Source organism: Caldifarcimen microaerophilum, assembly GCF_055387105.1.
In genome coordinates this window covers 208010-223255 of sequence record NZ_AP038914.1, presented here as the reverse complement: position 1 = coordinate 223255, position 15246 = coordinate 208010, and the positions used below count along the sequence as shown (strand labels likewise).

Genomic DNA, 15246 nt, shown 5'->3' with positions numbered 1-15246 from the left:
AGGGACCGGGAAGAGCAGGCAAACGTTGAAGTGATGGCAAGGAGACAGGAAATGGCATGGGGGTACGTTGAGAAGGAGCAATTCATCGTCTTCACGCAGCACCAAGAACTCGGCTATGGCAAAGGCAAGCAGGGAAACTGGTGGGCGCTTCGAGCTTTTGACGCGATCGCGGACGATGAACCTTTTCCCCTTTCCGAATATGAGGGGCCCCTCGGAAAAATCACGCGGTGGACGTTTCCGGTTTCGTGCATTCTGGCCGTTCAGCGCATTCTGGAGGCCCGGAAGAAGACTCTGGAGATTTTGTCCCGGGAAGAGGCTGAAAAACGCCTATCCCGGTACAAGGCCGGTTGAACGTAGAAGTCCACTTCTCGTGTCGCGAAACATGAACATGGTCGCCTGATACACCCACACCGTCGCGCTGGGAGTGTGGGAAGGCGCCGGTGGGTAAAGGCGAGTAAGTATTATGTTTTTTCTCTTTTCGGGTGGGGATCTGTGAAGATCCTTCAGGGGCGTCGTCGCTCACTCAGCGTGCGCTGACGTTCCGTGCCGGGTGCTGTATATTCCCCACAGAACCGACAAACCGAGAGGATGGAGTTCATGCGCGTTTCCACCGATCTCATTCTTGAAAATCTGAACGAAGCCCAGAGAGAAGCGGTCACCACCCTGGACGGACCGGTGCTTGTGCTGGCGGGCGCGGGTTCGGGGAAAACCCGGGTCCTCACCCACCGGATCGCCTATCTCCTTGCCACCCGCGATGTCCCGGCCAGCCGGGTGGTGGCGGTGACCTTCACCAACAAAGCCGCCCAGGAAATGCGGGAGCGCCTGGAACGCCTGGTCGGCGCGCGGGCCCGCGCCCTGTGGCTCGGCACCTTTCACGCCCTGGGACTCCGGATCCTGCGGGAACATGCCCACCTTCTCGGCTATCCCCGGGAATTCGTGGTGCTGGATCGGGAAGATCAGCGCCGGATCCTGAAAGACCTCCTCCCGGAAGGTCGGGATCGCAAAGCCTTTCTGGAGTTCCTCTCCCGATACAAACAGAAGCGCCTCACGGACATGGACCCCGAGGATGTGGAACTCGCCCGGGCCTATGAGCGAACCCTCCGGGATATGGGGGCCATGGACTTTGACGATCTCCTTGTGAAAACCCTGGAACTTTTTGACCGCTTCCCCGAGGTGGAAACCCGCTTTGCCGAGCGGTTTGAATATATCCACGTGGACGAATATCAGGACACGAACCGGATTCAATATGAACTCCTCAAACGGTGGAGCAAAATCCACGGAAATCTGTTTGCCGTGGGGGATGAAGATCAGTCCATCTATGGTTTTCGGGGCGCCGACATCCGGAACGTGCTGGAGTTTCAGAACGACTTTCCCGGTGCCCGGATCATCTATCTTGAGGAGAACTACCGTTCCAGCCAGAAAATCCTGGAAGCGGCCAACGCGGTGATCGCCCACAACCGGGAGCGCCTGGGCAAGCGCCTGTTCACCCGGAACGAGACGGGTTCTCCCATCCGTTTCTTTGAGGCCCGGGATGAATACGAAGAAGCCCTGGCCGTGGCCACCCTCATCCGGAATCTGAACCGTTCGCCGGGGGAGATTCTGATCCTGTATCGCACCAACGCCCAGAGCCGCGCTCTGGAAGAAGCCTTCCGCCGGATGGGAATCCCCTACAAACTGGTGGGGGCCACCCGGTTTTATGAACGGAAAGAGATCAAGGATCTTCTTGCCTATCTCCGCGTGATCGTCCAGCCTTCCGACCGCATCTCCCTCCTTCGCATCCTGAACGTCCCTCCCCGCAAAATCGGTCCCCGCACCCAGGCAAGCCTGATGGAACTCGCGGCTTCGGAAGGGATGTCCCTCCACGATGCCATGGCCCGGCATCCTTCCACCTCCCTCCGGAACCTGCACGCCTTCTTTGATGAACTTCGGGAAAAGGCCCGGGAGGTTCCCGTGGCGGACCTCACCCGGGAGATCATTGAACGGGTCGGTTATGAGCGGTATATCAAGGCATATGATGGGGACGAGCGGAAAGGACGGATGCGCTGGGAGAATGTGGAAGAACTCCTTGCCAGCATGGCCCGGTTTGCCCAGGAAAACCCGCCGGGACTCGTTGCGGACTATCTGGAGCACATCGCCCTGTGGACCAGCATGGACGAGCCCCTCCCCGGAGACGCGGTCACCCTGATGACCGTACACATGGCCAAGGGCCTGGAATTCCCCGTGGTGATCATCACCGGTCTTGAAGAGACGGTGTTTCCTCATCAGAACGCGGTGGGATCGGAGGTGGAGGAGGAGCGCCGCCTTTTCTATGTGGCCCTGACCCGCGCAAAAGAAGAGGCCTATCTCTTTTCTGCCCGCACCCGGGGGATTCGCCGGTGGTATCCCCACCTGGAGGTCTCCCGGTTTGTTCGGGAGATTCCGGATCATCTCAAAGAGCCCCTTCACCTGGAAGGGTTTGCCCCTGCCCCTCAGAAGCCCCAGGAAGAAAAACCCGTGCGGCGTACCTCACCTTTCGCGCGGGGGGGCCGGGTGTTTCATCCGAAATTCGGCTTTGGCAAGGTCCTGGCGGTGGAGGGGGACCAGATCCGGGTCCGTTTTCAGGACAAGGTCCGTGTGATTCTGGCTGACTATCTCCAGCCGGCCTGAACAAGGAGGAGAATGATGAATGAGGCAAGACTTCATCGGGAACTCCGCGTGTGGCGGGAGTTCTTTCGCCAGTTTGCCCAGGAGACGGCCACCAAGGCCCGGGAGGCCATGGACGAACTGCGCACCCGGTATCACCTGATCCGTCTCCGGGAAGAGCTGCGGGATGCGTATGCGCGCCTGGGGCAGGCGTTTTTTGAGAGTCTGGAGCGGGAAGAGGGAGAAGGCGACCGGGAACAGATGGAAAAGCTCATCAAGGAAATCTACGAATACCGGGAACTCATTCAGGACCTTGAAGAGATGCTTCGCCGCTAACAGGGAGGGACACCATGCCCGGACTGGATTTCATCCCCGGAGAACTTCAGGAACTCAAGGATTCGGGGCTTTATGTCCACATCCGCACCCTGGAAAGCCCGCAGGGTGCCTGGATCGTGGTGGACGGCAAGCGGGTGTTGAACATGTGCTCCAACAACTATCTGGGCTTTGCTAACCATCCGGCGTTGAGGGAGGCGGCCCAAAAAGCCATTGACACCTATGGCGTGGGACCCGGCGCCGTCCGGACCATCGCGGGCACCATGAAACTGCACCTGGAACTTGAGGAGAAACTTGCAGCCTTCAAGGGTGCGGAAGCGGTGATCTCCTTTCAGAGCGGGTTCAACGCCAACCTTGCCACCATCCCGGCCCTGGTGGGGCGGGGAGACGCCATCTTTTCCGACGAGCTGAACCACGCGTCCATCATTGACGGGTGCCGGCTCTCCCGGGCGGAGATCATCCGGTATGCCCACAACGACGTGAAAGACCTGGAGAAAAAACTCCAGGAGGCCCAGGGCAAATACCGGCGGATGCTCATCGTCACGGACGGGGTGTTCTCCATGGACGGGGACATCGCTCCCCTTCCGGAGATCGCCGATCTTGCCGAGAAATACGGCGCCATTTTGATGGTGGACGACGCCCACGGCGAGGGTGTGCTCGGCCACGGCGGACGGGGGATTGTGGATCACTTTGGCCTTCATGGGCGGGTGGACGTGGAGGTGGGAACCTTGTCCAAGGCCTTTGGTGTGGTGGGGGGCTATGTGGCGGGGTCCCGGGAACTGGTGGAATACCTCCGGCAGAAAGCCCGGCCCTTCCTGTTCTCCAGCGCCGTCACACCACCGGACGTGGCCGCCTGTATTGCGGCCGTGGACATTCTGGCGGAGTCCACCGAACTGGTGGACCGTCTGTGGGAGAACACCCGCTATTTCAAAGAAGAGATGCGCAAACTCGGATTTGATCTGGGCAAGAGCGTCACGCCCATCACGCCGGTGATGCTGGGCGAAGCCAAACTCGCTCAGGAATTCTCCCGCCGGCTCTTTGACGAAGGGATTTTTGCCCAGGCCATCGGCTATCCCACCGTTCCTCGTGGGAAAGCCCGGATCCGGGTGATGCTTTCGGCAACCCACACCCGGGAAGACCTGGATTTCGCCCTGGGGGTGTTTGAAAAGGTGGGCAAAGAGCTCGGAGTGATCGGATGAAGGTTCTGTGGGCGCCCTGGAGGATGGTCTATCTCTCCAGCGTGGACGAAGAGGACACGTGCCTGTTCTGCCGGGTGGCCCAGGAGCCACCCGGCGTGGACAACCTTGTGCTTGTGCGCACCGATCACGCCCTCCTCATGATGAACAAATTCCCCTACAACACCGGCCATCTCATGGTGGCTCCCCTTCGCCACGTGGCCGCCTATGAAGACCTCCAGGATCACGAACTCCTGGCGATGGACCACCTCACCCAGAAAGCCCTCAAACTTCTGCGGCGGGTGTTTTCGCCTCACGCCTTCAATCTCGGAATGAACCTTGGAAGAATTGCCGGGGCGGGCATTGATCAGCACCTCCACCTCCATATTGTCCCTCGCTGGCAGGGGGACACCAACTTCATGCCCGTGATCGCCGACACGAAGGTGATTCCGGAAGCCCTGGAAGCCACCTATCGCCGGCTCGTGGAAGCCCTTTCATGACCGGGCTCCTCCTGCTTGCCCTCACGGGCTGGAACACGGGGGTGGAGGCCCTCCTCGCGGGGGGGGAAACCATCGTCATGGACGTCCACTTCGGTTTTCTGTATGCCGGAGAACTCACCCTCCGCAGTCACGGGCTGGATACGTTGAGGGGAAGAACCGCCTATAAACTCTCCCTGTTTGCCCGAACGGCCGGGAGTTTCGGTTGGGTCTACACGGTGGCGGACTGGATCTATTCCTGGATGGACACTGCCCGACGGGCAAGCCTCCGGTATGAGAAAGACCTCCGGGAGGGAGGGAAGACCTATCAGCGGGTGATTGATTATTTTTCCGAAGATTCCTTCGCCGTCTACGTTTCCCCCGGCAAAGATCCGGACACGGTGCGGGACGTTCCCCCTGGCGCCCTGGACCCCCTCTCGGTGTTCTATTACGTCCGCCTGGTGGACTCCCTGGATGTGGGCGACACCCTTTTCCTTCCCTATCATGTGGACCACCGGTCCAGCGTTCTCCCGGTGCGTGTGGTCCGCCGGGATACCCTGGTTCTTCAGGGCGTGCCCATGCCGACCTTCGTGCTGAAGCCCGAGTTTGAAGGGAAAAACATCCTGAACACGTCGGGGGACATGTTCGTCTGGATCACGGACGACGCCTGGCGAATCCCCGTTCAAATCACGGCCAAATTCTTCTTCGGGACCCTCAAGGGCCGGCTGAAGCAATACACGCCGGCGCTCGTGGAGCCCTGACCGGGTCGGGAAGGCCCTACGCCCCGCGGGGGGCCTACCTTGACAGGTCCCTGTCCCGAGGTTATAATGATAACGCTTCCACTGGGCCCGTAGCTCAGTCGGTCAGAGCGCACGCCTGATAAGCGTGAGGTCGGTGGTTCAATTCCACCCGGGCCCACCACCGTTCTCTTTCCACTTCCCCACCCCCTGTGATTGCAGCCCCGATGGGGACGGTGTATAATATCGTTGCACAACAGGAGAAGCGGCATGATCTGGCTCATGGTGGCTCAGGGGTTTCAGTTTGTGGCCCCCCTTCCCGTGGGGGATGCAGCATGGGGTCTGCGCCTTTTCTCCAGCACCCTCTGGGTGGGTGGCACATCCCACCTGTACAGCGTGGACGTGTCTTTCCCCTCAACCCCTTCCGCCCTGGATTCTATCCCGTCCGGTCAGGGGGTGGATCTCGCCTTTTCCGGGAACGACGTGCTCGTGATGGCCACACCGGACTCGGGCATGCAGGTCTTCTATGTCTGGAATCCCTCCCAGATCCAGGCTGCGTACACCACCGGGGGAAGCGCCCTGGCCATCGACGCCCGGGGAACCGTGACCTATGTCGCCACCCCTTCGGGTATGGATATCTACGATGTGACCAATCCGTACCTCCCCTCCCTCATGGGAAGCTGGAGCGGCGTGCTTCAGGATCTCCGGGTGTGGGGAGATTTTGCCTATGTCGTGGGAGGCACCGCCCTGCGGATCCTGAACGTGACCAATCCCTCCAGTGTCGTGGAGGCGGGAACGGCCACCCTCGGCGCCACCGCCCGCGCGGTGGATCTGGATTCGGTCAACCTCTGGGTCTTTGCAGGCACCGATCAGGGACTGGAAGTGTGGGACATCAACACCCCGTCTTCGCCCGTTCGCCTCGGCCAGTGCCCCACATCCGCACCGGTGATACGGGTTCGCTACCGTTCTCCCCAGTACGTTTTCCTGATCGAAGAAAACCAGGGCGTCAGCGTGTATGACATTCTGAACCCCGCCTCCTGCACCCGGGTGGGTTTTCTGGCAGGAACCTATCAGGATGTGGCCGTGTCGTCCTTTTCTCTGGGAAGTGCCTATGTGTATACGGCCGGTGCCTCCTCCGATGTCTGGCAGTTCACGCCCACCGGCGTGAAGGAGGAGGGAGGAAAGGCGGGCGTCCGTCTGTTCACCCTGCGTCCCGGCGCGCTGGTGGTCCATCGGGCTCTCCAGGTGGTGGACCCCCTGGGGCGGATGCGCTGGCTCAAGCCGGGCGTCCATCGCCTTTCCGGAACCTTTGTCGTGCGGGAAGGGCATCAAACGATCAAGGTGGTGATCCCATGAAGATCGTTCCCCGCTGGTTCACTGTCTGGCCCCTTCTTGGTTTCATGGTAAATCCCGCACTTCTGCGGGGAGGGGAGGTGGCGTTTTCCATCACCCTGAAAGGATCTCCCGTGGGTTACGAGGTGGTGGCCTACCACCCCGCCAAACGAGGCTGGGTGATCAACGATACCTTCCACATCCGGGTGAATATGCTGGGTGCTGCGAAGGAAATGCGGACCACCCTGTGGGCGGTCACCGACAGCCGGATGCAGGTGGAACAGTTCCGGTTTTCCATGGAGACCACGGACCAGAAGGTGGACATGGAGGGGCGCATCTGGCAGGACAGTCTGGAGATTCGCCTTGCAACCCCCTCAGGAAACACGGTGACCCGGACTTTCTCCCTGGGAGGGCATCGTCTGGTTCTCCCCGCTCTCCTGATCCCCATGATCGAAAAGGGCATGGTGAAGGAGGAATCCGTTCGGGTGTTTGATCCGTCCGTTCTGAACCTTTCGCCGGGAGTGATCCGGAGAACCTCCGAAGGCTTTGCCCTTGTGCACACGGGGGGACAGACGACCTATCGGGTGGAAAACGGAGTGGTCGTTGCCTTCTCCGGGGACCTGGACCTGAAAGCGGTTCGAAAGCCCCGGAACGAAGTGAGTTTGCCCGAAAAGCTTGTCAATCTTCTGGAACGCTATTCCATCCGTCCCCAGGGCAGCGTGTTCAAAATCGGTCGGGCCCATCGTCTGGTGCTCAAGATCTTTCCTGTGACAGATGAGGTGGTGCTGGACTTCGGTCCCCAGCGGCTTCTTCGACGGAGGGGAGACACCGCCTGGGTGGAAATCCGGTTCCGGGACCCCTGGCGTCCAACAGAACGGGACACGGTCAAGGATCTCACGCCGTACCTTTCCGATGACCCCTATCTCCAGCCCTCTGATCCTGTGGTCCAGGACCTCGCCCGCCAGATCACCGAAGGGCTCACGGACACCGTGGCCATGGCAGAAGCCCTCCTTCGCTGGGTGTTTGACCGCCTGAGCAAGGTCCCGTCTGTGACCATTCCCACATCCACCGAAGTTCTTCAGTCCATGCAGGGAGACTGCAACGAACACGCCACCCTGTTCGGCGGGCTTGCCCGGGCGCTGGGGATTCCCACCGAGGTGATCGTGGGTCTGGTGTATCAGAACGGCGCCTATTATTATCACGCCTGGGACGCCCTGTATCTCAACGGCCAGTGGGTCTGGGTGGATCCTGTCATGGGCGAGTTTCCGGCCCGCACCAACCACGTGATGCTCCAGCGGGGAAGTCTGGAAAAACAGTCCCTCATCATGCCCCTGGTGGGCCGTCTTCAGATCGTCGTGGAATAGCGCGGAATCAGCGGATTTTTCCGCATTTTGAAAGTCTTTTGCCCGTCCTCTATACTTCCCTCCACAGGCAAAGGGAGGTGCAACCATGACCACGATTACGGACGATCTCCTTCGGAACATTTTCACCGAATACCGGACCATCGCGGTGGTGGGCATGTCGAACAACCCGGATAAGCCCGCCCGGCGGGTTCCCGCCTTTTTCATCGCCCGGAAATACAACGTGATTCCGGTGAACCCCTTCCACGAGAAAATCCTGGGACGCACATCCTATCCCACCCTTCTGGACGTCCCCGAACCCATTGACATTGTGGACGTGTTCCGACCTTCCCACGAAATCCCCCAGGTGGTGGATCAGGTGCTGGAACGCCTGAAACAGCGTGGGGATGTCAAGGTGCTCTGGCTCCAGGAGGGGATCCGTCACGATGAGGCCGCGAAAAAAGCCGAAGAGGCCGGTCTGATTGTGATTCAGGACCGGTGCATGTACAAGGAATACGTCCGCCTCTTTGGAGAAAAGGGCCATGAAGGATCGTCCTGAACGGGCGGTGGTGGTGTTCACCACCTTTCCGGACGAAAACTCCGCCCGGTCCATCGTGACCACCCTGGTGGAAGAGGGCCTAGCGGCCTGCATCTCCCGCTTTCCCGTGCAGTCGGTGTATCGCTGGAAAGGGGAGATGGTGGAGGACGGAGAGGTGTTCGCCATCCTGAAAACCCATCCGGATCGGGTGGAGGCGTTGCGGGAGCGACTGGTCGCCCTGCACCCTTACGAGGTTCCGGAGTTTCTGGTCCTTCCCGTGGTGGGGGGCCATCCGGCCTATCTTGCATGGCTTGAGGAGGTCACCCGGGGATGATGAAGCGGAAAAAGGATCTGGAGCAGATCCATCAGGACCTGGAGCAGATGTATGAGCGGGTGGAGAACCTGAACCTCCAGATCCGTGAGGTTCTGGATCTTCTGCGCCGAACCCGGAACCGGGAATACGCCCGACAACTGCGGGAACTTTCGCGGATTCCCCGGTCGTCCAACATCCACTTCCAGGACGCCCGTGCCGGGCTTGTGGAGCTCATTCCGACGGGGAACGTGCTCCGGGTGTTCCGCTATCGGAAACGGAGATTGCCGGGCGTGTCGTCCATTCCTTTCGTCCGGGTTGCCCTTCTTCAGGAGGCCTCGCCCCTCCAGGATGAGAACATGCAATATCCCTCCCGCTATCTCATCGCCCGGTATGACGATCCCGTCCACGAATTGCGCATCCGCAAGGTGCTCCTCAAAATGTTCCGGCCTTCCGAAATCCCCTGGAAGGTGGAAGGCCGCGTGGAGGTGTTTCAGTGCGAGGACGCCCCCTCTCAACGGTTTGACCGCCTTGCCAGCATCCTCCACGAGATGGAATACGAGGTGTTCATCCACCACGCGGAACCCGTTCAGCTTGCCGAAGAAGCCGAAGCGGAAGACGAGGACGACGAGTCCTGAACCCCGTGACCATGTCTCCCCGAGAAGTGGGAAAGAACGCCGCATTTCTCACGTTCCTTCTTCTTCTGGCCGCATGGCTGTATGGTGTGTTCTTCCTGGTGAAAGGCGAAGAGGAGGTCCGGATCCTGATCCCGGAGGGGGCGCGGGCCTCCCAGGTGGTGGATCTCCTTGAAGAGAAGGGCGTGCTTCGGCATCCGGTCATGATGTATGCCCTTCTTCGAACCACGGGACTGGATCGGCGAATCCGGGCGGGAGGGTATGTGTTCACCCGTCCGGCTCCCCTTGCGGAAATCGTCCTTTCCCTTGCCTTCCGGCCCCAGAGCGTGTATCTTGTCCGGATCACTGTTCCGGAGGGGGCCACCCTGAAAAGGATCGCCCGGATTGTGGAAGACTCCCTCCTGATTCCCGCCGACACGTTCCTGGCGCGCACCCAGGATCCCCACCTTATCCAGAACCTCCACCGGAAATACCCCGAGATTCCCGACACCCTGCCCCATCTGGAAGGCTATCTTTATCCTGAAACGTACTATTTCGCCCTGGGTGTGGGGGCCCGGCAGGTGATCGAATCCATGGTGGACGAGCTGATGAAGCGCTGGAAGGTCCTGAAACCCCGGGCTGACAGCATGGGCTGGACGCTGCACGAAGTGCTCACCCTCGCCTCCATTGTGGAGAAAGAGGCCATATGGGAGGATGAAAAACCCATCATCGCCGGCGTGTTTCACAACCGGCTCCGCCGGGGGATGCCCCTCGCCGCAGACCCCACCATCAAGTATATCCTCCCCACCGGAAAACGTCCCACGTTTGAGGATGTGGACGTCCTGTCTCCCTACAACACCTACCGCAACCCCGGTCTCCCTCCGACCCCCATCGCTTCCCCCTCCGAATCCTCCATCCGTGCCGTGCTGTATCCTGCGGACGTGCCCTATCTCTATTTTGTGGCGGCACCGGGGGGACGACACTTTTTCGCCCGGACCTTTGCGGAACATTTGAAATACAAGGCCCTGTCCAAAAAGCTTCTGGGGTGGTGACATGAAAGAAACCCTGATGGACATTGGAGAAAACGTGCTCCGGGCGGCCAAAGGCTATGCCGCCGAGGTGGTGGTGCTCCATGAGGTGCTCGGTCTCACCCGGTTTGCCCACAGCCGGATCCATCAGAGCGTGGACCGATCCTCTATCCATGTTGGACTTCGCCTCCGTCATGGTCGTCAGGCCGCCGTGGTGTGGTGGACCCGCACGGATCTGGACGGAATTCTGGAGGGGGTTCAGCAGGCGCGCGCCCTTCTGGAACACGCGCCGGATGATCCCTATCTCCCCCACCTGGTCCCCGGGCGGGAGGAAGATTCGGATGTGGGGTATGTGGAGGCCACCGCCCAGGTCACGCCCACCGACCGGGCCGAGCAGGTCAAGAGGGTCTTTGAAATGGCAGGTGATGTGGAGGTGTTCGGGGCCACCCAGACCCAGACGTACGAAGTGGCCCTGCTCAACACCGAGGGGCTCCGCCTTTTCTGGAGAACCACGGGGGCTGCCCTGTGGGTGAACGCCTTTGCCGAAGAAGGCGGAACGGGCTGGGCACAGCAAACCCATCCCAATATCCGTTTGCTTGACCCTCACGCCGTGGCCGAACGGGCGGTCCGGAAGGCGCGGATGTCGGCGAACCCGAGGGAGGTCTCACCCGGAGACTGGCCCGTGATCCTGGAGCCCCTTGCGGTGGCCGACCTCTTCGGGTTTCTCGGGTGGATCGGCTTCAGCGCCCAGGCGGTGGATGAAAAGTATTCCGCCTTTCTCGACCGGTTTGGCAGCCGGGTGTTCGATCCTTCCCTCCACGTGGTGGACGATCCCACGGACGGATTTCCCATGCCCTTTGATGCAGAAGGAATTCCCAAACACCCCTTTGTCCTTGTGGAGAAGGGCGTGGTGCACGGACCGGTGTATGACCTGCGCCTTGCGACCAAGATGGGCGCGGTGAGCACCGGCCATGGCATGAACTTCTTCGGGGGATTCCCCTATCCCGCCCACGTTCACATCCAGCCGGGAGATCGCTCCTTTCAGGAACTTTTGAACCAGTTTGACCGGGCCCTTCTGGTCACCCGCTTCCACTATGTGAACGTCACGGATCCCCGGAATGCACGCCTGACCGGGATGACCCGGGACGGAACCTTTCTTGTGGAAAAGGGGGAGATCGTGGGGGGCGTGAGAAACCTCCGGTTCCACGTTTCCCTTCTTGAGGTGTTTGGAGAAATCGCCGGTATCTCCCGAGAGCGGGAGCTTGTGGGAACGATTGAGCGGTATGACATCCAGCCCGCCACCGGCGGGCGCTTTCCGGCTATGGCCCTTCCCCGGTTTCACTTTCCGTCGGCCACCCGCTTCTGAGATCCTCCAGAGCGGGAAAGCCGTGCAGGGAGGAGGCAAATCGTACGGCACGGCGGATGGCATCCTCCGCCGCCCGGAGAACCCTTTCGCTCAGGAGCTCAAACCTTCCCTCATCCATGGGCTCGTCCCGGAGGGTGAACACGAACGTTCCATCCCCATCCCATCGCGTATGAAGGGGTCGGATCGCCCGACCCATGGCCAGGTGAAGACGTCGGGCCAGAAGATGGGTCTGGATCCGGGATAGGGGAAGGGGGGTGAAGGCCACCAGGTGGGTGGTGTTGGGGAGGTTCTGCCTGAGACGAAAGGAGATCTCTCCGCGGTCCTGAAAAAACCCCCGTTCGTCGTGGGCACCCGCCAGCACCCGTCCGTCCGGGGCGAGCACATCCCCCACCGCATTCACCACCGCCAGTACACCCACCCATCCGTCTTCTTCACGGATCATCCGGAATCCCTGACCCGATTTCGTGGCATGGGAAAGCCCGGCCCATTTGCCCACAGTTGCGCCGGTGCCCGCTCCCACTGAACCCTCCTCCGGAGGCTCGGGACGGGCATGCCGGGCGGCTTCATAGCCCTCCTCCGGACCCGGCCGATGCCGGGGATCTCCGATGTTGAGATCGTATATCACCGTCCCCGCCACCAGGGGAACCCGGGCAAAGGGGGTGGGGTGCCCCGCACCCTGTTCTTCCAGAAAGCGCACCACACCGTCACAGGCTGCGAGGCCGAAGGCACTCCCCCCTGAAATCACCAACGCGTGAATCCGCGGCGCGGTGAAAGGAGAAAGAAGGGCGAGTTCCCGGGTCCCCGGGCCCATCCCCCGGATCTCGGCGGCCCCCAGCGCTCCTTCCGGCATCAGAAGAACCGTCAGACCGGTCCCGCCATCAGGATCCGAGAACGTGCCAATGGAAAAGGGCTCCAGACTCACCATCGGACGCACCCCAGCGCGGAACCCAGGGCGTCATAGACAAGGTCTTTCCAGGAAAAGAAGGTGCGCCGGATTTTCCAGTCCACCAGTTCTTTCACCACCCCCACGCCGAACGTGAAGCTGGCCGCTTCAAAACACCCCAGGGACGTTCGGGATTCCAGGGCATTGCTCAGGGTGTGGCTGACGGCAAAGTGCCAGGCCTTGTCCCGTCCCCACCAGGGGTCCCGGATCACCGCAGGAGGAGAAGGCGGAAGATCCAGCCCCGGGATAACCGTGGAAGAAGTTTCCAGAACGATCAGGAAAAGAGGGAAGAGGCTCATGCGTTCTCTTTTCCGGAGCGCAGTGCCCGGATGGCCTCCAGAGCTTCCGGGTTGACGAGAGCGGAGAGGTCACCCGGGTCTTCCCCAAGATACACCCGGCGGATCACCCGGCGCATCACCTTGGCGTTCCGGGTTTTGGGAAGATCCGGAACAACGTGAACGGCATGGGGGGCCAGGGCTTTGCCCATCCGTTCGGCAACCCAGTGCCGGATTTCCTCCACAAGTTCTTCGGAGGGTTCCCCTTCTTTCAGGACCACAAAAACGACCGGAACCTCCCCCTTCACCGGATGGGGGATGCCCACCACCGCGGCTTCCCTCACAGCCGGATGACGGGCGACCACGTTCTCCATTTCCGCAGGGCCCAGACGTTTTCCGGCCACCTTCAGGGTGTCATCGGCCCGTCCCAGAATAAACCAGAAACCATCGTGGGTGCGGCGGGCAAGGTCTCCGTGGAACCATATGTCAGGGAATCGGGACCAGTAGGTGGAAAGATACCGCTCGGGGGCGTTCCAGAACCCGCGGGTCATGCCCGGATTGACGTTGCGCACCACGAGATAGCCCACCTCATCCACCACCGATTTCCCTTCTTCGTCCACCACATCGGCCTGGACACCGGGCACAGCGGTGTTGAAGGAAAGGGGTGCGAGGGGGCGAACCACCACACAGCCCAGAATCCCCCCGGAGATCTCGGTGCCTCCGGAGTAGTTCAGGATGGGAGCCTTTCGCCGTCCGAGGTGTTCAAACGTCCACCACCAGGCTTCTTCGGTCCAGGGTTCTCCGGTGGAGCCGATGGCCCGGATGGTTCCCAGGTCCTGCCGGGCAAGCCAGTCGTCAACCTTTCCCCGAACGGCCCGGACAAAGGTGGGCGAAAGCCCCACCAGACCTGCACGGTGGCGAAGCCAGACGTCGAACAGCCTGTGGGGAACAGGATAATCCGGCGCCCCGTCATACAGAAGGACGGTTGCTCCGAGGGAAAGGCCCCCGAGCACCAGCCAGGGACCCATCATCCATCCCAGATCGGTAAGCCAGGTGATCACATCCCCGGGCTGCACATCAAAGAGATGCACCATGTCCTGAGCCGCTTTCACGGGAAATCCGGCGTGGACGTGCACGGTTCCCTTGGGCTTTCCGGTGGTTCCCGAGGTGTAGATCAGCATGAAGGGCGTTTCCGCGTCAAACCAGGGATACCCTTCCATCGGATCGTGATCCAGCAGGGCGTCGGCTGAAATCTCCACGGGTTCCTGAAGGTCGGGAGGACCGAACACGATGATGTGCTGGAGGTGGGGGAGACCCGCCACACTCTTTCGGGCGATGTCCAGCATGGGTACCGTTTTTCCCCGACGGGAGGCTTTCCCCTGGGTGATCAGAAACCGGGCCTCGCTGTCTTCCATCCGAATCCGGATGGCTTCTTCGCCAAAGCCTGAAAAGAGGGGAACCACGATCCCCCCGGCCGCGGCCACGCCCAGGAGGGCAATCACGGCGTGGAGGTTCAGCGGAAGAAAAACCCCGACGCGGTCACCGGGCTGAAGCCCCACGGCTTTAAGGCCTGCTGCAAAGCGGCGAACGTCCCGATCCAGACTTCCAAAGGTGCGGGTTTGGACGACTCCCGATTCGTCTTCCCAGATCACGGCCACCTGATGGGGAGCCTCTTGTGCCCACCGACCGGTGGCCCACCAGGCCAGGTTGATCCGCCCGTCCACGAACCACCGGGGCCAGGGCTTGCCCCGGGAGAGATCCAGGACCCGGGAGAAGGGAACCGGCCAGGGGAGATGGGCGTCCTCGAAAAACTCCGTCCAGAACGCCTCCACGTCGTGGAAAGAGCGTTCAAGGAATTCGGAATACGACAACCCCCTCCTTTCAAGAATTTCGGCGAGCCGGCTTTTGCGAGAATAGAAGGACGGTTCCCAGACGGGGTCAGCCATCAGCTGGGAGAATAGGTCTTGGTGGCGTTTCCGAGGTGGATGTTCATCTGCTCCATGATGCTGAAGACCTTTTGACCCACCGAGCGATATACGGCAAAGGTCGCCAGGGCAATCAGTCCGATGATCATGGCATATTCCACAGCGGTTGCACCTGTCTCATCCCGGAGAAGCCTGCCCCACGCGGGATGGCTGAACATGTTCATAGACCACC

The 15246-nt window shown here is 60.9% G+C and carries 17 protein-coding genes and 1 tRNA gene; 14 read left to right on the top strand and 4 right to left on the bottom strand.

Going from position 1 to position 15246, the window contains the following annotated elements; translation table 11 throughout:
• Positions 1-51 precede the first annotated feature (51 nt).
• The 14 genes from AC6HU3_RS01110 (at position 52) to AC6HU3_RS01045 (ending at position 11871) form a co-directional block, all read left to right on the top strand.
• Positions 52-351 (top strand): hypothetical protein, encoded by a 300-nt coding sequence (locus AC6HU3_RS01110; protein WP_497473970.1) that lies wholly within the window; start codon positions 52-54, stop codon positions 349-351.
• A 246-nt stretch (positions 352-597) separates the two neighbouring features.
• Positions 598-2646 carry an ATP-dependent helicase gene (locus AC6HU3_RS01105; protein ID WP_497473969.1) on the top strand — a complete coding sequence of 683 codons (2049 nt, stop codon included), beginning with the start codon at positions 598-600 and terminating at the stop codon, positions 2644-2646.
• A 15-nt stretch (positions 2647-2661) separates the two neighbouring features.
• The gene (locus tag AC6HU3_RS01100; RefSeq protein WP_497473968.1) at positions 2662-2958 is read left to right on the top strand and encodes a hypothetical protein; all 297 of its coding nucleotides are present in this window, start codon (positions 2662-2664) and stop codon (positions 2956-2958) included.
• 14 nt (positions 2959-2972) lie between these two features.
• Positions 2973-4154: a glycine C-acetyltransferase gene (locus tag AC6HU3_RS01095; protein WP_497473967.1), complete on the top strand. Its 1182-nt coding sequence runs from the start codon at positions 2973-2975 to the stop codon at positions 4152-4154.
• Entirely contained in the window at positions 4151-4630 is a 480-nt protein-coding gene (locus AC6HU3_RS01090; protein WP_497473966.1) for an HIT family protein, read from the top strand. The genes AC6HU3_RS01095 and AC6HU3_RS01090 overlap by 4 nt, the downstream gene beginning before the upstream one ends.
• Positions 4627-5367 carry a DUF3108 domain-containing protein gene (locus AC6HU3_RS01085; protein WP_497473965.1) on the top strand — a complete coding sequence of 247 codons (741 nt, stop codon included), beginning with the start codon at positions 4627-4629 and terminating at the stop codon, positions 5365-5367. Before AC6HU3_RS01090 ends, AC6HU3_RS01085 begins: the two co-directional genes overlap by 4 nt.
• An 83-nt stretch (positions 5368-5450) precedes the next feature.
• Positions 5451-5527: transfer RNA gene (locus AC6HU3_RS01080), tRNA-Ile, on the top strand.
• Positions 5528-5613: 86 nt separating this feature from the next.
• Positions 5614-6699, top strand: a complete 1086-nt coding sequence (locus AC6HU3_RS01075; RefSeq protein ID WP_497473964.1) for an LVIVD repeat-containing protein — start codon at positions 5614-5616, stop codon at positions 6697-6699.
• Positions 6696-8039 carry a transglutaminase-like domain-containing protein gene (locus AC6HU3_RS01070; protein WP_497473963.1) on the top strand — a complete coding sequence of 448 codons (1344 nt, stop codon included), beginning with the start codon at positions 6696-6698 and terminating at the stop codon, positions 8037-8039. The genes AC6HU3_RS01075 and AC6HU3_RS01070 overlap by 4 nt, the downstream gene beginning before the upstream one ends.
• An 85-nt stretch (positions 8040-8124) precedes the next feature.
• Positions 8125-8574 carry a CoA-binding protein gene (locus AC6HU3_RS01065; protein ID WP_497473962.1) on the top strand — a complete coding sequence of 150 codons (450 nt, stop codon included), beginning with the start codon at positions 8125-8127 and terminating at the stop codon, positions 8572-8574.
• Entirely contained in the window at positions 8558-8887 is a 330-nt protein-coding gene (gene cutA / locus AC6HU3_RS01060) for a divalent-cation tolerance protein CutA (RefSeq protein WP_497473961.1), read from the top strand. Before AC6HU3_RS01065 ends, cutA begins: the two co-directional genes overlap by 17 nt.
• Positions 8884-9501: a hypothetical protein gene (locus AC6HU3_RS01055; protein ID WP_497473960.1), complete on the top strand. Its 618-nt coding sequence runs from the start codon at positions 8884-8886 to the stop codon at positions 9499-9501. The genes cutA and AC6HU3_RS01055 overlap by 4 nt, the downstream gene beginning before the upstream one ends.
• A gap of 11 nt (positions 9502-9512) precedes the next feature.
• Positions 9513-10529 (top strand): endolytic transglycosylase MltG, encoded by a 1017-nt coding sequence (gene mltG / locus AC6HU3_RS01050; RefSeq protein ID WP_497473959.1) that lies wholly within the window; start codon positions 9513-9515, stop codon positions 10527-10529.
• Position 10530: 1 nt separating this feature from the next.
• Positions 10531-11871 (top strand): TldD/PmbA family protein, encoded by a 1341-nt coding sequence (locus AC6HU3_RS01045; RefSeq protein WP_497473958.1) that lies wholly within the window; start codon positions 10531-10533, stop codon positions 11869-11871.
• On the opposite strand, the gene AC6HU3_RS01040 is transcribed toward AC6HU3_RS01045, so the two are convergent.
• The 4 genes from AC6HU3_RS01040 to AC6HU3_RS01025 are packed head-to-tail and all read right to left on the bottom strand — an operon-like array spanning position 11825 to position 15238.
• Positions 11825-12796: a P1 family peptidase gene (locus AC6HU3_RS01040; RefSeq protein WP_497473957.1), complete on the bottom strand. Its 972-nt coding sequence runs from the start codon at positions 12794-12796 to the stop codon at positions 11825-11827. The two genes, AC6HU3_RS01045 and AC6HU3_RS01040, sit on opposite strands and share 47 nt — an antisense overlap.
• Positions 12790-13113 (bottom strand): hypothetical protein, encoded by a 324-nt coding sequence (locus tag AC6HU3_RS01035; RefSeq protein ID WP_497473956.1) that lies wholly within the window; start codon positions 13111-13113, stop codon positions 12790-12792. The genes AC6HU3_RS01040 and AC6HU3_RS01035 overlap by 7 nt, the downstream gene beginning before the upstream one ends.
• The gene (locus AC6HU3_RS01030) at positions 13110-15035 is read right to left on the bottom strand and encodes an AMP-binding protein (RefSeq protein ID WP_497473955.1); all 1926 of its coding nucleotides are present in this window, start codon (positions 15033-15035) and stop codon (positions 13110-13112) included. Before AC6HU3_RS01030 ends, AC6HU3_RS01035 begins: the two co-directional genes overlap by 4 nt.
• Entirely contained in the window at positions 15035-15238 is a 204-nt protein-coding gene (locus AC6HU3_RS01025; RefSeq protein ID WP_497473954.1) for a Flp family type IVb pilin, read from the bottom strand. Before AC6HU3_RS01025 ends, AC6HU3_RS01030 begins: the two co-directional genes overlap by 1 nt.
• Between the last annotated feature and the right edge of the window lie 8 nt (positions 15239-15246).

Excerpts from the sequence above, each read along its gene's own strand:
- AC6HU3_RS01110 (WP_497473970.1), top strand. The coding sequence starts at position 52 with ATGGCATGGGGGTACGTTGAGAAGGAGCAATTCATCGTCTTCACGCAG.
- AC6HU3_RS01105 (WP_497473969.1), top strand. The coding sequence starts at position 598 with ATGCGCGTTTCCACCGATCTCATTCTTGAAAATCTGAACGAAGCCCAG.
- AC6HU3_RS01100 (WP_497473968.1), top strand. The coding sequence starts at position 2,662 with ATGAATGAGGCAAGACTTCATCGGGAACTCCGCGTGTGGCGGGAGTTC.
- AC6HU3_RS01095 (WP_497473967.1), top strand. The coding sequence starts at position 2,973 with ATGCCCGGACTGGATTTCATCCCCGGAGAACTTCAGGAACTCAAGGAT.
- AC6HU3_RS01090 (WP_497473966.1), top strand. The coding sequence starts at position 4,151 with ATGAAGGTTCTGTGGGCGCCCTGGAGGATGGTCTATCTCTCCAGCGTG.
- AC6HU3_RS01085 (WP_497473965.1), top strand. The coding sequence starts at position 4,627 with ATGACCGGGCTCCTCCTGCTTGCCCTCACGGGCTGGAACACGGGGGTG.
- AC6HU3_RS01075 (WP_497473964.1), top strand. The coding sequence starts at position 5,614 with ATGATCTGGCTCATGGTGGCTCAGGGGTTTCAGTTTGTGGCCCCCCTT.
- AC6HU3_RS01070 (WP_497473963.1), top strand. The coding sequence starts at position 6,696 with ATGAAGATCGTTCCCCGCTGGTTCACTGTCTGGCCCCTTCTTGGTTTC.
- AC6HU3_RS01065 (WP_497473962.1), top strand. The coding sequence starts at position 8,125 with ATGACCACGATTACGGACGATCTCCTTCGGAACATTTTCACCGAATAC.
- cutA (WP_497473961.1), top strand. The coding sequence starts at position 8,558 with ATGAAGGATCGTCCTGAACGGGCGGTGGTGGTGTTCACCACCTTTCCG.
- AC6HU3_RS01055 (WP_497473960.1), top strand. The coding sequence starts at position 8,884 with ATGATGAAGCGGAAAAAGGATCTGGAGCAGATCCATCAGGACCTGGAG.
- mltG (WP_497473959.1), top strand. The coding sequence starts at position 9,513 with ATGTCTCCCCGAGAAGTGGGAAAGAACGCCGCATTTCTCACGTTCCTT.
- AC6HU3_RS01045 (WP_497473958.1), top strand. The coding sequence starts at position 10,531 with ATGAAAGAAACCCTGATGGACATTGGAGAAAACGTGCTCCGGGCGGCC.
- AC6HU3_RS01040 (WP_497473957.1), bottom strand. The coding sequence starts at position 12,796 with ATGGTGAGTCTGGAGCCCTTTTCCATTGGCACGTTCTCGGATCCTGAT.
- AC6HU3_RS01035 (WP_497473956.1), bottom strand. The coding sequence starts at position 13,113 with ATGAGCCTCTTCCCTCTTTTCCTGATCGTTCTGGAAACTTCTTCCACG.
- AC6HU3_RS01030 (WP_497473955.1), bottom strand. The coding sequence starts at position 15,035 with ATGGCTGACCCCGTCTGGGAACCGTCCTTCTATTCTCGCAAAAGCCGG.
- AC6HU3_RS01025 (WP_497473954.1), bottom strand. The coding sequence starts at position 15,238 with ATGAACATGTTCAGCCATCCCGCGTGGGGCAGGCTTCTCCGGGATGAG.